General features: G+C 72.1%; 10 protein-coding genes. 9 read left to right on the plus strand and 1 reads right to left on the minus strand.

Annotated elements, in window-relative coordinates; genetic code table 11:
- Positions 1 to 44 precede the first annotated feature (44 nt).
- The 4 genes from ABZ810_RS29785 to ABZ810_RS29800 all read left to right on the plus strand — a co-directional run bounded on the left by ABZ810_RS29785 (position 45) and on the right by ABZ810_RS29800 (position 5,524).
- Positions 45 to 872, plus strand: a complete 828-nt coding sequence (locus ABZ810_RS29785; RefSeq protein WP_358408975.1) for a peptidoglycan-binding protein — start codon at positions 45 to 47, stop codon at positions 870 to 872.
- A gap of 296 nt (positions 873 to 1,168) precedes the next feature.
- Complete coding sequence (locus ABZ810_RS29790) at positions 1,169 to 1,672, plus strand: SAV_6107 family HEPN domain-containing protein (RefSeq protein ID WP_358408976.1); 504 nt, start codon at positions 1,169 to 1,171, stop codon at positions 1,670 to 1,672.
- Positions 1,673 to 2,621: 949 nt separating this feature from the next.
- Entirely contained in the window at positions 2,622 to 4,031 is a 1,410-nt protein-coding gene (locus ABZ810_RS29795; RefSeq protein ID WP_358408977.1) for an MFS transporter, read from the plus strand.
- A 68-nt stretch (positions 4,032 to 4,099) separates the two neighbouring features.
- Positions 4,100 to 5,524, plus strand: a complete 1,425-nt coding sequence (locus tag ABZ810_RS29800; protein ID WP_358408979.1) for an amidase family protein — start codon at positions 4,100 to 4,102, stop codon at positions 5,522 to 5,524.
- Between the two features lie 179 nt (positions 5,525 to 5,703).
- Here the strand turns inward: ABZ810_RS29800 and ABZ810_RS29805 are convergent, their stop codons facing one another.
- On the minus strand, positions 5,704 to 6,198 hold the full coding sequence (locus ABZ810_RS29805; protein WP_030145002.1) for a transcriptional regulator: 495 nt from the start codon (positions 6,196 to 6,198) through the stop codon (positions 5,704 to 5,706).
- A 397-nt stretch (positions 6,199 to 6,595) separates the two neighbouring features.
- Here ABZ810_RS29805 and pyrR point away from each other — a divergent pair, with 397 nt between their 5' ends.
- The 5 genes from pyrR (at position 6,596) to carB (ending at position 13,964) form a co-directional block, all read left to right on the plus strand.
- A complete protein-coding gene (pyrR, locus tag ABZ810_RS29810; RefSeq protein ID WP_358409093.1) occupies positions 6,596 to 7,192 on the plus strand; it encodes a bifunctional pyr operon transcriptional regulator/uracil phosphoribosyltransferase PyrR in 597 nt (198 codons plus the stop codon).
- The gene (locus ABZ810_RS29815; RefSeq protein WP_358408981.1) at positions 7,189 to 8,130 is read left to right on the plus strand and encodes an aspartate carbamoyltransferase catalytic subunit; all 942 of its coding nucleotides are present in this window, start codon (positions 7,189 to 7,191) and stop codon (positions 8,128 to 8,130) included. Before pyrR ends, ABZ810_RS29815 begins: the two co-directional genes overlap by 4 nt.
- Before the next feature lie 61 nt (positions 8,131 to 8,191).
- Positions 8,192 to 9,478, plus strand: a complete 1,287-nt coding sequence (locus ABZ810_RS29820) for a dihydroorotase (protein ID WP_358408983.1) — start codon at positions 8,192 to 8,194, stop codon at positions 9,476 to 9,478.
- On the plus strand, positions 9,475 to 10,626 hold the full coding sequence (gene carA / locus ABZ810_RS29825; RefSeq protein WP_358408985.1) for a glutamine-hydrolyzing carbamoyl-phosphate synthase small subunit: 1,152 nt from the start codon (positions 9,475 to 9,477) through the stop codon (positions 10,624 to 10,626). The genes ABZ810_RS29820 and carA overlap by 4 nt, the downstream gene beginning before the upstream one ends.
- Positions 10,626 to 13,964: a carbamoyl-phosphate synthase large subunit gene (gene carB / locus ABZ810_RS29830; RefSeq protein ID WP_358408986.1), complete on the plus strand. Its 3,339-nt coding sequence runs from the start codon at positions 10,626 to 10,628 to the stop codon at positions 13,962 to 13,964. Before carA ends, carB begins: the two co-directional genes overlap by 1 nt.
- Positions 13,965 to 13,973: the final 9 nt, after the last annotated feature.

Raw genomic sequence — 13,973 nt, forward strand, 5'->3', positions numbered from 1 at the left:
CCTCGCGCGCATCCAACGGGAGGGATGGGGCAAGAGGTGAGCAGATGAACGTGCGGACGAGCGGAACGATGATCGCGGCCGGCGTCGTGGCGCTGGCGGGATGTTCGGCGACCGGTTCCACCCGGAGCGCCACGTCCGCGCCGTCGACCCCGGCCACGTCGACCCCGGCCACGTCGACCCCGGCCACCTCGAGGCCGCCCGCGTCCGGCACGCCCTCCGCGTCCCCGCCCGCCGCCTCGCCGGCGCCGCGCCCCCGGCTCAAGGCGGGGGCCAAGGGCCCCGCCGTCCGCGAGCTCCAGCGCCGCCTCAAGGAGCTCGACTACGACCCCGGGCGCGCCGACGGCAAGTACGGGATCAGCACCCAGATGGCCGTGTGGGCGTTCCAGAAGGTCAACCGGCTCAAGGTGAGCAGCACGGTCGGCACGGCGTTCTGGAAGGCCCTGGACGCGCCGGAGGAGCCGCGGCCGATGGCCAAGCGCCGCGAACGCGACCGCGTCGACGTCGACCTCAAGCGGCAGTACCTGGTGGTCTACAAGGACGGCGAGCCCGCCCTCATCAGCCACATCTCGTCCGGCTCGGGGGAGTACTACTGCGCCAAGGACCGCGGCGCCACCGTGGCCCGCTGCCGCTACGCGACCACCGGCACCGGCGACTTCCGCACCGGCCGCCGCGCCTCGGGCTGGGAGATCTCGCCCCTCGGGCAGCTCTACAACCCCATCTACTTCAACGGCGGCATCGCCTTCCACGGCGCGCTCGACGTCCCCCGCTACCCGGCCTCGCACGGGTGCGTCCGGATGCCCATGCACATCGCCGAGTACTTCCCCGAGCTCGTCGCCACCAACGTCCCGGTGCACCTCCGCCGCCCGAAGTGACGTACGTCGCCCCGGGTCGATGACCTGCGCGGGACGGACTGTCAGACCCTGGTGTTCTACTGGTCCCATGCCGCTGACCAGCGCAATCACATCGGTCGGCGACACGCGTTCGAACACATTGACGAATCGCCACCAGGGCGATTTACTGTGAGTGCGTCGAACTTACGTTCGACGCTGGCGCCGGGACTCGCGGCCCGCGCCAGGGCGACGTCCCCGTGGTCCCCACGGGTACGGACGGTCGGGCGGAGTGAGGGGAAGCTCTCCGCCCGACCGGCCCGAGCCGGAAGGAGACAGGCATGTCCGCAACGATGACCGCACACAGCGTTCACTCGTCCGCCCAGTTCAGCCAGCCACCGGGCCCTCGCCCCCGACCGCTTCCTGCACCCCGGCCCGCGCACACCGCCGTCGGGCAGCTCCAGGCCGCCCGCATGGGCCTGGCCGAGGCGGCCGAAGCGACCTCGCCCGCCGTCCGCTACGTCTGCGCCCACCTGGCGGCCCTGCGCGCCGCCGCCGCGGTGCTGGCCTCCAAGGAGCCGCTCGACACCCACCGGCGCGGCCGTCCGCGCAGCGTCTGGGTGCTCCTGCCCGAAGCCGACCCCGCACTCCGTGAGTGGGCCGCCTTCTTCGCCGCCGGCGCCGACAAGCGCGCCGCCGCCGAGGCGGGCCTCCCGCGCGCGGTCGCCCCGCGCGAGGCCGACGAGCTCATGCACGACGCCGAGATCTTCGTGTCCCTGGTCGAAGACTCCCTCGGCATCACCAGCCAGCCCACCCTCCCGATCCCCGACACCTGGGCGAGTTGACCGCCTCCTCCTCTGGGGACGTGTGGTCGGTGCGCTTCGCGCACCTTCCCCACGGTCGGGCGGTCAAGTGCTAGCCCAGGGGGCGACCCCGGCCGGATGGCCGGGGCGTGGTCGGCGGCCTGGCGGCCGCCTCCCTCGTCCGTCCGTTGATGCTTGCCCAGGGGGCGACCCCCTGGAACCCCCGGTGTGGGGGCTCTGCCCCCACGCCCCCGGCCCCTTCCGGGGTTGGAGCTCTTGAGTCCGGGGGTGGGGTGCCCCCCGCCCCCGGCCTCCTCCGGGTTCGGGCTCTTGAGTCCGGGGGCATCTGCCCGACCCGTTAGTTACCAGCCCAGGGGGGTGTTCCCCTGGGGCCTTGGAGGTGGGCTCTGCTTCGCCCGGTTCCCTCTCGGGGGTGGCTCTTGGGCTCAAGGGATGAGTCCGGGGGTGGGGGCATCTGCTTGACCGTTAGTGCCGGCTCAGGGGGTGTTCCTCTGGGGTCTTCGAGGTGGGGCTCTACTTCGTCCCGGCTCCTTTTCGGGGGTGGCTCTTGAGTTCGGGGTGGGGGCTACCGCGCTTTGTTCGATCGTTCGTGCCGGTTCGAGGGGGCGCCTTCTGGAACGTCTGGCGTGGGGGCTCTGCCTTCATGCTCTGGTTCTTTCTTAGCCCCTGCCTCTTCTGGGGTCTGGCTCCAGATCCTGGGAGAGGGTGGCCGTTCCTCCCCCATTGAACCGGCCACGCGGGGGGAGCCGGGGCCGCCGTTCGTCACTCCTCACCGGCGCGGCGGCCCCGGCCCTGATCGCTGGGACCGTCTGGTCAACACCTCCGTCGAGAGGACGGTCCCAGCCAGCCGGCCACGCCGGTGGCGGCCGCTCCCCCCCGAGGCGGCCCCACCGGCGGGGTCCTGGTGTCCGCGCGCGAACGTTTTACGCCCTCGTGAGAAAGTTATGGCGCGATGCGAGGAGGCGGGAGCGTGGGCGGGCGGGGTCTGGTGCCGTTGCTGGCCTTCCTCGGCGTCATGGCGTACTCGCTCTCGATGGCGGTCGTGACGCCCGCGCTGCCGCTGTTGCAGGAGGGGCTGGACACGACGGCGGCCGGGGCGGCGTGGGCGCTGACCGCGATGACGTTGTCGGCGGCGGTGGCGACGCCGGTGGTGGGGAGGCTGGGGGACCTCTACGGGCCGCGGCGGGTGCTGCTGGTCGTGGTCGCGGTCGCGACGGTGGGGATGGTCGTCGCGGCGTCGGCGGGGTCGTTGCAGGTCATGCTCGTGGGGCGGGTGCTGAGCGGGATCGGGGGCGGGGTCTTCCCGCTGGCCTACACGCTCATCCGGGACGTCTTCCCGCCGGAGCGGACCGCGTCGGCGGTGGGGCTGATGTCGTCGATGCTCGGGCTGGGCGGCGCGGTGTCGTGGTGCATCGCCGGGCCGATCATCGACCAGCTGGGGTGGCGGTGGTTGCTCTGGGTGCCGGTGGCGGGGCTGGTGCCCGGATTTCTGCTCGCGTGGTGGATCGTTCCATCTTCTTCTGGGCCCCGGCGGGGCGCACCGGTCGACTGGTGGGGGGCGGCGCTGTTCGCGGGGTGGCTGGTCGCCGCGCTGACCGCGCTGACGCAGGGCATGGACTGGGGCTGGGCCTCGCCCGGCGTGATCGGCCTGCTGGCGCTGTCGCTCGGGCTGGCGGTGCTCTGGGTGGTGGTGGAACGGCGGGTCGCCGATCCGCTGGTCGACCTGAAGCTGATGCGGCGGCGGGGAGTGTGGACGGCCAACGCGGCCTCGCTGCTGTCCGGGTACGCGCTGATGGCCGGGGGAGTGCTCTTCCCGCTGCTGGTGCAGCTGCCGGAACGGTCCGGATTCGGGTTCGGGGGCACGGCGACCCAGGCCGCGCTGCTGCAGATTCCGGCCAGCGTCGGGATGACCGTGGCGGGAATGACCGCGGGCCTGCTGGACCGCAGGGTCGGGTCGCGGGCGGTGCTGCTGGCGGGCGCCGTGCTGACCGGGGTCGGCTACGGGTTCCTGGCGTTCCGGCACGCGGAGATGTGGCAGCTGTACTCGGGCGGGATCGTGCGGGGCGTCGGCCTGGGGTTCGCGTACGCGGCGGTCGCGAACCTCGTGGTGGCCGCGGTGCCGGTGAGCGAGACCGGGGTGGCCACCGGGATCAACACGCTGATCCGTACGGTGGGAGCCTCGCTGGGCACCCAGGTCAGCGCGGTCATCGTGGCGGCGTCCGTGGTCGGCGGGCTGCCCGCGGAGAGCGGGTTCACGATCGGGTTCGCGGTGAGCGCCGTGGCGATGGCGGGGGTGGTGGTCCTGGCGCTCGTCGCCCCACGCCGTGGGCGTGCGGAGCGGGGACGCGCCGAGCGCCCGGCGGTGCCCGCGTCCGCGTGATCTGAGGGCCGTGGGAGCAGGGTCGTCCCCGGGGCGGATGGTGTGGCGGAATGGCAGACTCTGTCTCCATGAATGACTGGGTGGGGCGGAGCGCCACGGAGATCTCGGCCGCGGTGCGCGCGGGCGAGGTCACGGCGGTCGAGGTCGTCCGGGAGCATCTGGAGCGCATCGAGGCGCTCGACGGCGAGCTGGGCGCGTTCGTGCGGGTCCGGCGCGAACGGGCGCTGGCCGAGGCGGCGGAGGTCGCCGGCGGGCCGCTCGCCGGCGTCCCGGTGGCGATCAAGGACAACGTGCCGGTGGCGGGCGAGCCGATGCGGGTCGGGTCGGCGGCGACGCCGGACGCGCCGCAGGAGGCCGACCACACCGTGGTGGCGCGGCTGCGGGCCGCGGGCGCGGTGGTGGTGGGGCTGAGCAACCTCCCCGAGTTCGGCATCTACCCCTTCACCGACAACGTCTACGGGATCGCCCGCAACCCGTGGGACCCGGCGCGGACGGCGGGCGGCTCGTCGGGCGGCTCGGCCGCGGCGGTGGCGTCCGGGATGGTGCCGGTCGCGCACGGGAACGACGGGGCCGGGTCGATCAGGATTCCCGCCGCCAACTGCGGGCTGTTCGGGATCAAGCCGGGGCTGGGCCTGGTGCCGGCCGAGCTCGGCACCGACGCCTGGGACTCGATGGCCGAGAACGGGCCGCTCGCGACGACGGTGGCGGACGCGGCGCTGATGCTCTCGGTGATGGCCGACCGGGCCGAGCTGGCGGAGCCGGACGACCCGCGTGGCGTGCGGATCGCGCTGTCGGTCAAGCCGCCCGCGCCCGGCGTCCGCATCAGGCCGGACCTCAAGGCGGCGGTACGGGCCGCGGGCAAGGTGTTCGTGGGGCTCGGCCACCAGGTGGTGCGGGACGACCCCGCCTACCCGCTCTGGGCCGGCACCGCGGTGGTGTCCCGCTGGTTCGCCCTGCCGAGGGCGGACGCCGAGCCGCTCTTCGCGGACCCGCGCCTGGAGACCCGCACGCGGCGGCACGTCCGGGCGGGACGGGTCGCGGCGAAGGTCCTGCCGCCGCGGCCGGACGACCGGCAGCGGTTCCGGGAGGCGGTCGCGCCGCTGTTCGGGCGCCGTGACGTCCTGGTCATGCCGACGCTCGCGCAGCGGGCGCCGAAGGCGCGGCAGTGGGGTTCGGGGTCGTGGCTGCACAGCGTCGGGTCGGCGATCACCTACGCGCCGATGACGGCGGCCTGGAACCTGGCGGGCTATCCGGCCGCCACGGTGCCGATGGGCGTGGACGACGCCGGTCTGCCGCTGTCGGTGCAGCTCGTGGCCGCGCCGGGCAACGAGGCGCTGCTGCTCGGCCTGGCGGCCCAGCTGGAGGCGGTCCGGCCGTGGCGGCGGTTCGCCCCCGGGTACGGCATCGACGACACGGCGGCCGACCGCGCCGCGTGGGCGGCCTCGGGGCGGCGGGTGCCGGACGGCGCCGACGGCTGCGGCCATGACCACTGATCCATGATCACCCACACGGGTCTTTGACCACTCCTGGTCACGGCCGGACGGCTGCCGGGGAAACCGGAAGAACAGATCCGGGGCGTGATGGTTTCATCACGCCCCGGATACCGAAGCATGGCCCGCTCATTCAGCGGGCCGGTCGGGAGGCGGCGCGGGGGCGCCACCGCCCGGCGGGATCAGAACGACTCGACGGCGCGGCGCGCCTCCGGGTCGAGAACACCCCAGGTGATGAGCTCTTCGGTCAGCTCGGTCGGAGACTTGTCATAGATCACTGCAAGCGAACGCAGGTCCTCCTGCCGGATGGACAGGACCTTTCCGTTGTAGTCGCCCCGCTGGCTTTGAATCGTCGCGGCGTAACGGGCGAGTGGACCGGCCTTGTCCTTCGGAAGCTGCTGCAGCCGCTCGAGATCGATCACGAGCTTGGGTGTAGGCCCGAGAGGGCTCGGCGCAGCTCCGCCGGGCAGCAACTCGGAAACCGGCACGCCATAGAAATCGGCGAGCTCGGCCAGCTTCTGAACGGTGACGGCGCGGTCGCCCCGCTCGTACGAACCCACGACGACGGCCTTCCAGCGGCCGCGTGACTTCTCCTCCACACCGTGCAGGGAAAGGCCCTGCTGGGTGCGGATGGCGCGCAGGCGCGCGCCGAGAGCCTTAGCGTATTCAGACGGCATGTTGCGGCCCCCCAGGCTCACTTTCGTCGTCGTTGTCGGGCCCTGGGGAAGATCAGGATCCGGCGGGCCACATCGCCCTAAGGGTCCATCTCCAGGGATGGTTACGGACAGTGACGGTAAAACGGTGACGGCCCTAGGTCAAGCTGATTGGAAAAAAGGGGTCGAATCCGCAGGTCTCGATCCGGGGCGTCCGGATCGGCGCGAAGCCCCGCAGGCCAGATGTCCCAGGCGTTTCGCCGGACCGCCGAAGTGGCCTTTCCTTCGTCCGGTGTGACCGCTCTCACCAGGCAAGACATGGTGGCCCCGGGTACTTGCCAGCCAGGTGTGACTGCTACCGTGATGGGGACAAGGCGTCCTTTAAGACCCGTCCTGTGAGGCGGGAAAGGAGGTTTCGGTGGTGAATGCTGCCTCCCGGCCGGATGGGCCGGTCGAGACGAGCGTGGCGGACGGTCACAAGGCCGTTCTCGAAGGGCCCGACATCCGGCGCGCGCTCACCCGTATCGCGCACGAGATCCTCGAACGCACCAAGGGCGGCGACGACGTCGTCCTCCTCGGCATCCAGACCCGCGGCGTGACGCTCGCCCAGCGGCTGGCCGCGCTCCTGCAGGAGGTCGAGGGCCGGCCCGTGCCCTGGGGTTCGCTCGACGTGACGATGTACCGCGACGACCTGCGCATGAAGCCCGCCCGCGCGCTCAGCCGCACCGACCTGCCCGCCGAGGGCATCGACGACCGCATCGTCGTCCTGGTCGACGACGTGCTCTACTCCGGCCGCACCGTGCGCGCGGCGCTCGACGCGCTCAACGACCTGGGCCGCCCGCGCGCCGTCCAGCTCGCCGTCCTGGTCGACCGCGGCCACCGCGAGCTGCCGATCCGGGCCGACTACGTGGGCAAGAACCTGCCCACCTCCAAGCGCGAGAACGTCAGGGTCCTGCTGGCCGAGAACGACGACCGCGACGCGGTGGTTCTGGGGCCGAAGGAGGAACGAAAGAAGTGAAGCGCCATCTCATCTCCGCCGCGGACCTGACCAGGGACGACGCGCTGCTCGTCCTGGACACCGCCGAGGAGCTCGCCCAGGTCTCCGGCCGCTCCATCAAGAAGCTGCCGACCCTGCGCGGCCGCACCGTGGTCAACCTCTTCTTCGAGGACTCCACCCGGACCCGCATCTCCTTCGAGGCGGCGGCCAAGCGGCTGTCCGCGGACGTGATCAACTTCTCCGCCAAGGGCTCCAGCGTCTCCAAGGGCGAGAGCCTCAAGGACACCGCGCTGACGCTCGAGGCGATGGGCGCCGACGGCGTCGTCATCCGGCACATGGCCTCCGGCGCCCCGCACCGGCTGGCCAACTGGGTCCAGGGCAGCGTGATCAACGCCGGCGACGGCACGCACGAGCACCCGACCCAGGCGCTGCTCGACGCGTTCACCATGCGCCAGCGGCTCGGCAGCCTGGAGGGACGCAGGGTCACCATCGTCGGCGACATCCTGCACAGCCGGGTGGCACGCTCCAACACCCTGCTGCTCACCACGCTCGGTGCCGAGGTGACGCTGGTCGCCCCGCCGACCCTGGTCCCAGTCGCGATCGACACCTGGCCGTGCGAGGTGTCCTACGACCTCGACGCGGTGCTGCCCAAGAGCGACGTGGTGATGATGCTGCGCGTCCAGCACGAGCGCATGAACGCCTCGTACTTCCCGACCGTGCGCGAGTACAGCCGGCGCTACGGCCTGGACGGGGAGCGCATGGCGCGGATGTCCGACGACGCCATCGTCATGCACCCCGGCCCGATGAACCGCGGCGTCGAGATCGCCGCCGACGTGGCCGACTCGGTCCGTTCCACCATCGTCGAGCAGGTCGCCAACGGCGTCAGCGCCCGCATGGCCGTGCTCTATCTGCTTCTCGGCGGCTCCGAGCCGGCGATCGGCAAGGAGGTCGCGGAATGAGCGGGCCGGCCTGCTTCACTGCGACGGTTCCCCGTCTCGCCATCGGCAAGGAGGTCTCGGAGTGACGACGTACCTGATCAAGAACGCCCGGATCCTGGGCGGCGACCCGGCCGACATCCTGGTCCGCGACGGCCAGATCGCCGAGGTCGGCGCCGGGCTGAGCGCCGACGGCGCCGAGGTCGTCGACGCCCAGGGGCTCGTCGCGCTGCCGGGCCTGGTCGACCTGCACACCCACCTGCGCGAGCCGGGCCGCGAGGACGCCGAGACCGTCGAGTCCGGCACCAAGGCCGCCGCGATGGGCGGGTTCACCGCCGTGCACGCCATGGCCAACACCGACCCGGTCGCCGACACCGCGGGCGTGGTCGAGCAGGTGTGGCGGCTGGGCCGCGAGGCCGGCTACTGCGACGTCCAGCCGGTCGGCGCCGTCACCCGCGGCATCGCGGGCGAGCAGCTCGCCGAGCTCGGCGCGATGGCCGACTCGGCGGCGGGCGTGCGCGTCTTCTCCGACGACGGCCACTGCGTCTCCGACGCGGTCATCATGCGGCGCGCGCTGGAGTACGTGAAGGCGTTCGACGGCGTCGTCGCCCAGCACGCGCAGGAGCCGCGCCTCACCGAGGGCGCCCAGATGAACGAGGGCGTCATGTCGGCGGCGCTCGGCATGCGCGGCTGGCCCGCGGTCGCCGAGGAGGCGATCATCGCCCGCGACGTGCTGCTCGCCGAGCACGTCGGCTCGCGCCTGCACGTCTGCCACGTCTCCACCGCGGGCTCGATCGAGCTGATCCGCTGGGCCAAGAGCAAGGGCGTGCAGGTCACCGCCGAGGTCACCCCGCACCACCTGCTGCTCAACGACGGCCGGGCCGAGACGTACGACCCGATCTACAAGGTCAACCCGCCGCTGCGCACCGCCGACGACGTCACCGCGCTCCGGCACGCCCTGGCCGACGGCACCATCGACTGCGTCGCCACCGACCACGCGCCCCACCCGGTCGAGGCGAAGGAGACCGAGTGGGCCGTCGCGGCCATGGGCATGATCGGCCTGGAGACCGCGCTGCCGGTCGTCCAGGAGGCCATGGTGGAGACCGACCTGCTCGACTGGGCCGGGGTCGCCGACCGCATGTCCTACCGTCCCGCCCAGATCGGGCGCCTCAGCGGACAGGGTCGTCCGCTCCAGGCCGGCTCGCCGGCCAACATCACGCTGTACGACCCGTCGCCGCGCCGCGCCGTGGACCCGGCGGCGATGACCTCCAAGAGCCGCAACACCCCGTTCACCGGGCTGGAGCTGCCGGGCCGGGTCGTCGCCACCTTCCTGCGCGGCCGCCCGACCGTGCTGGAAGGAAAGCTTCAGTGACCCAACCCCCTGCGGTTCTGATCCTGGAAGACGGACGAGTTTTTCACGGGGTCGCTTACGGGGCGGAGGGGGAGACCTTCGGCGAGATGGTGTTCAACACCGGCATGACCGGTTATCAGGAGACCCTCACCGACCCCTCGTACGCCCGGCAGATCGTGGCGATGACCGCGCCGCACATCGGCAACACCGGTGTCAACGACGAGGACCCCGAGTCCAGGCGCATCCAGGTGGCCGGGTACGTGGTGCGCGAGCCCGCGCGGGTCGCGTCCAACTGGCGGGCCACCGGCTCGCTGGGGTCGGCGCTGCGCGAGCAGGGCGTGGTGGGCATCGCGATGCCCGGCACCCGCGCGCTCACCCGGCACCTGCGGGACCGCGGCGCCATGCGCGCCGGCATCTTCAGCGGCGAGGCCGCCCTCGCCGGCGAGCGGGAGCTGCTGGACAGGGTGCTGGCGTCCCCGCGGATGGAGGGCGCCGAGCTGGCCGCCGGGGTCGCCACCACCGAGCCGTACGTGGTCCCCGCGATCGGCGAGAAGCGGTTCACGGTCGCGGCGGTCGACCTGGGCATCAAGGCGATGACGCCGCACCGGATGGCCGAGCGCGGCTGCGAGGTGCACGTCCTGCCCGCGACGGTGACGGCCGAGGAGATCCTCGCGCTCGAGCCCGACGGCGTGTTCTTCTCCAACGGGCCCGGCGACCCGGCGACGGCCGACCACCAGGTGGCGGCGCTGCGCGGGGTGCTCGACGCGGGCACGCCGTTCTTCGGCATCTGCTTCGGCAACCAGATCTTCGGCCGCGCGCTCGGCCTCGGCACCTACAAGCTGCGGTTCGGCCACCGCGGCGTCAACCAGCCGGTGCAGGACCGCCGCACCGGCAAGGTCGACGTCTCGGCGCACAACCACGGCTTCGCGGTCGACGCGCCCGCCGACGGCCCGTTCGACACCCCGTACGGGCGCGGCGAGGTCAGCCACGTCAACCTGAACGACAACTGCGTGGAGGGGCTCCGGCTCCTCGACCGTCCGGCGTTCAGCGTCCAGTACCACCCGGAGGCCGCGGCCGGTCCGCACGACGCGACCGGCCTCTTCGACCGTTTCTGCGAGCTCATGGAAGGCGCGCGGCGGACGCGCGTGGACGTGGAGGGGCCGAAGTAATGCCGCGCCGTGAAGATCTGAAGTCCGTCCTGGTCATCGGGTCCGGCCCGATCGTCATCGGCCAGGCCTGCGAGTTCGACTACTCCGGGACGCAGGCGTGCCGGGTGCTCAAGGCCGAGGGCCTGCGGGTCGTGCTGGTCAACAGCAACCCGGCGACGATCATGACCGACCCGGAGTTCGCCGACGCCACGTACGTCGAGCCGATCACCCCGGACGTCGTCGAGAAGATCATCGACAAGGAGCGCCCGGACGCGCTGCTGCCCACGCTGGGCGGCCAGACGGCCCTCAACACCGCGATCGCGCTGTACGAGAACGGCGTGCTGGAGCGTTACGGCGTCGAGCTGATCGGCGCCGACGTCGACGCCATCCAGGCGGGCGAGAACCGTGAGAAGTTCAAGGAGGTCGTCGCCAAGGTCGCGCGCGAGCAGGGCCTCAACGCCGAGTCCGCGCGTTCGATCATCTGCCACACGATGGACGAGGTCATGACGGCCGCGGGCGAGCTCGGCTACCCGCTGGTCGTGCGCCCCTCGTTCACCATGGGCGGCGCGGGCTCCGGCTTCGCGCACACCGAGGACGACCTGCGCCGCATCGCCGGCACCGGCCTCGACGCGTCCCCGACCAGCGAGGTGCTCCTGGAGGAGTCGATCCTCGGCTGGAAGGAGTACGAGCTGGAGGTCATGCGCGACCGGCACGACAACGTCGTGATCGTCTGCTCCATCGAGAACCTCGACCCGATGGGCGTGCACACCGGCGACTCGATCACCGTCGCGCCCGCGCTGACGCTGACCGACCGCGAATACCAGAACATGCGGGACGTCGCGATCGCGGTCATCCGCGAGGTCGGCGTCGACACCGGCGGCTGCAACATCCAGTTCGCCGTGCACCCGGGCACCGGCCGCATGATCGTCATCGAGATGAACCCGCGCGTGTCGCGGTCGTCGGCGCTGGCGTCCAAGGCCACCGGCTTCCCGATCGCCAAGATCGCGGCCCGGCTGGCGGTCGGTTACACCCTCGACGAGATCCCGAACGACATCACCCGCGAGACCCCGGCGAGCTTCGAGCCGAGCCTCGACTACATCGTGGTCAAGGTGCCGCGGTTCGCGTTTGAGAAGTTCCCCGGCGCGGACGGCACGCTCACCACCCACATGAAGTCGGTCGGCGAGGCCATGGCCATCGGCCGCAACTTCACCGAGGCCCTGCAGAAGGCGCTGCGCTCGCTGGAGCAGAAGGGCTCGTCCTTCTCGTGGGCCGGCGAGGTCACCGACCTCGCCGCGCTCGTCGAGGAGACCGCGCGGCCGCACGACGGGCGGCTGCGCAAGGTCCAGCGGGCGCTGCACGCCGGCGCGTCCATCCAGGACCTGTACGCGGCGACCGGCATCGACCCGTGGTTCCTCGACCAGATCGCCGGCGTCAACGAGATCGCCGACGAGATCCGCACCGCCGAGGACGCGCTCACCAAGGACAAGATCCTGCGCGCCAAGCGGCACGGCTTCTCCGACGCGCAGATCGGGGAGTTGCGCGGCCTGTCGGAGGAGGTCGTGCGCGAGCTGCGGCACGCCCTCGGCATCCGGCCGGTCTACCTGACCGTCGACACGTGCGCGGCCGAGTTCGCGGCGCAGACCCCGTACCTGTACTCGGCGTACGACGAGGAGACCGAGGTGCCGCCGGGAGCCAAGCCCAAGGTCCTCATCCTCGGCTCCGGGCCCAACCGCATCGGCCAGGGCGTCGAGTTCGACTACAGCTGCGTGCACGCCTCGTTCACGCTCGCCGAGGCGGGCTACGAGACCGTCATGGTCAACTGCAACCCCGAGACCGTCTCGACCGACTACGACACCTCCGACCGGCTCTACTTCGAGCCGCTCACGCTGGAGGACGTCCTGGAGGTCGTGCACGCCGAGCAGAAGTCCGGCGAGGTCGCGGGCGTGATCGTCCAGCTCGGCGGGCAGACGCCCCTGGGCCTGGCGCAGAAGCTCAAGGACGCCGGCGTGCCGATCGTCGGCACCTCGCCGGAGAGCATCCACCTGGCCGAGGAGCGCGGCGCGTTCGGCCGCGTCCTGCACCGCGCCGGGCTGGCCGCGCCCAAGCACGGCACCGCCACCTCGTTCGAGGAGGCGCGCGAGATCGCCGACGAGATCGGCTACCCGGTGCTCGTCCGGCCGTCCTACGTGCTCGGCGGGCGCGGCATGGAGATCGTCTACGACGACGCCACGCTGCGCACGTACATGGAGAAGGCGACCGACGCCAGCCCCGAGCACCCGGTGCTGGTCGACCGGTTCCTGGACGAGGCCATCGAGATCGACGTGGACGCGCTGTTCGACGGCGAGGATCTCTACCTCGGCGGCGTCATGGAGCACATCGAGGAGGCCGGCATCCACTCCGGCGACTCGGCGTGCGCGCTCCCGCCGATCACCCTCGGGCACGAGGACATCCGGCGCATCCGCGAGTCGACCGAGGCGCTCGCGCGCGGCATCGGCGTGCGCGGCCTGATGAACGTGCAGTACGCGCTGTCGGCCGGCGTGCTCTACGTCCTGGAGGCCAACCCGCGCGCCTCGCGCACCGTCCCGTTCGTCTCCAAGGCGACCGCCGTCCCGCTCGCCAAGGCGGCGGCCCGCGTGATGATGGGCGCCACCATCTCCCAGCTCCGGAGTGAGGGGATCCTGCCCGCGGAGGGAGACGGCGGCTCGCTGCCGCTCGACGCGCCCATCGCGGTCAAGGAGGCCGTGCTGCCGTTCGACCGGTTCCGCAACGCCGAGGGGCAGGGCGTCGACATCGTGCTCAGCCCCGAGATGCGGTCGACCGGCGAGGTCATGGGCATCGACGAGGTCTTCGGCACCGCCTACGCCAAGTCGCAGCTGGCCGCGTACGGCGGCGGGCTGCCGACCAAGGGCCGGGCGTTCGTCTCCGTCGCCAACCGGGACAAGCGGCACATGATCTTCCCGGTGAAGCGGCTCGCCGACCTGGGGTTCGAGATCCTGGCCACCGAGGGCACCGCCGAGGTCCTGCGCCGCAACGGCGTCCGTGCCAAGATCGTGCGGAAGCACAGCGAAGGCCCCGGATCGGATGGCGAGCCCACCATCGTGCGGCGCGTCCTCGACGGCGAGGTGGACCTCATCGTCAATACTCCCTTCGGAAGCCCCGGTCAGTCGGGGCCGCGTCTCGACGGTTACGAGATCCGTACCGCCGCGGTGCTGCGCGGCGTGCCGTGCGTGACCACCGTGCAGGGGCTCGCCGCCGCGGTACAGGGCATCGAGGCCGTCGCCGGAGGCCAGGTCGGCGTGCGCTCGCTGCAGGAGCACGCCGAACGGCTCGACGGCCGGCACGGCGCGGGCCCGGCGTGACGCGCTGAC

Origin of the sequence: Spirillospora sp. NPDC047279, from assembly GCF_040643285.1 — a bacterium.
GTDB lineage: Bacteria > Actinomycetota > Actinomycetes > Streptosporangiales > Streptosporangiaceae > Spirillospora.

Bases quoted from the DNA above. Each gene is read 5' to 3' on its own strand.
- ABZ810_RS29785 (WP_358408975.1), top strand. From the start codon at position 45: ATGAACGTGCGGACGAGCGGAACGATGATCGCGGCCGGCGTCGTGGCG.
- ABZ810_RS29790 (WP_358408976.1), top strand. From the start codon at position 1,169: ATGTCCGCAACGATGACCGCACACAGCGTTCACTCGTCCGCCCAGTTC.
- ABZ810_RS29800 (WP_358408979.1), top strand. From the start codon at position 4,100: ATGAATGACTGGGTGGGGCGGAGCGCCACGGAGATCTCGGCCGCGGTG.
- ABZ810_RS29805 (WP_030145002.1), bottom strand. From the start codon at position 6,198: ATGCCGTCTGAATACGCTAAGGCTCTCGGCGCGCGCCTGCGCGCCATC.
- carB (WP_358408986.1), top strand. From the start codon at position 10,626: ATGCCGCGCCGTGAAGATCTGAAGTCCGTCCTGGTCATCGGGTCCGGC.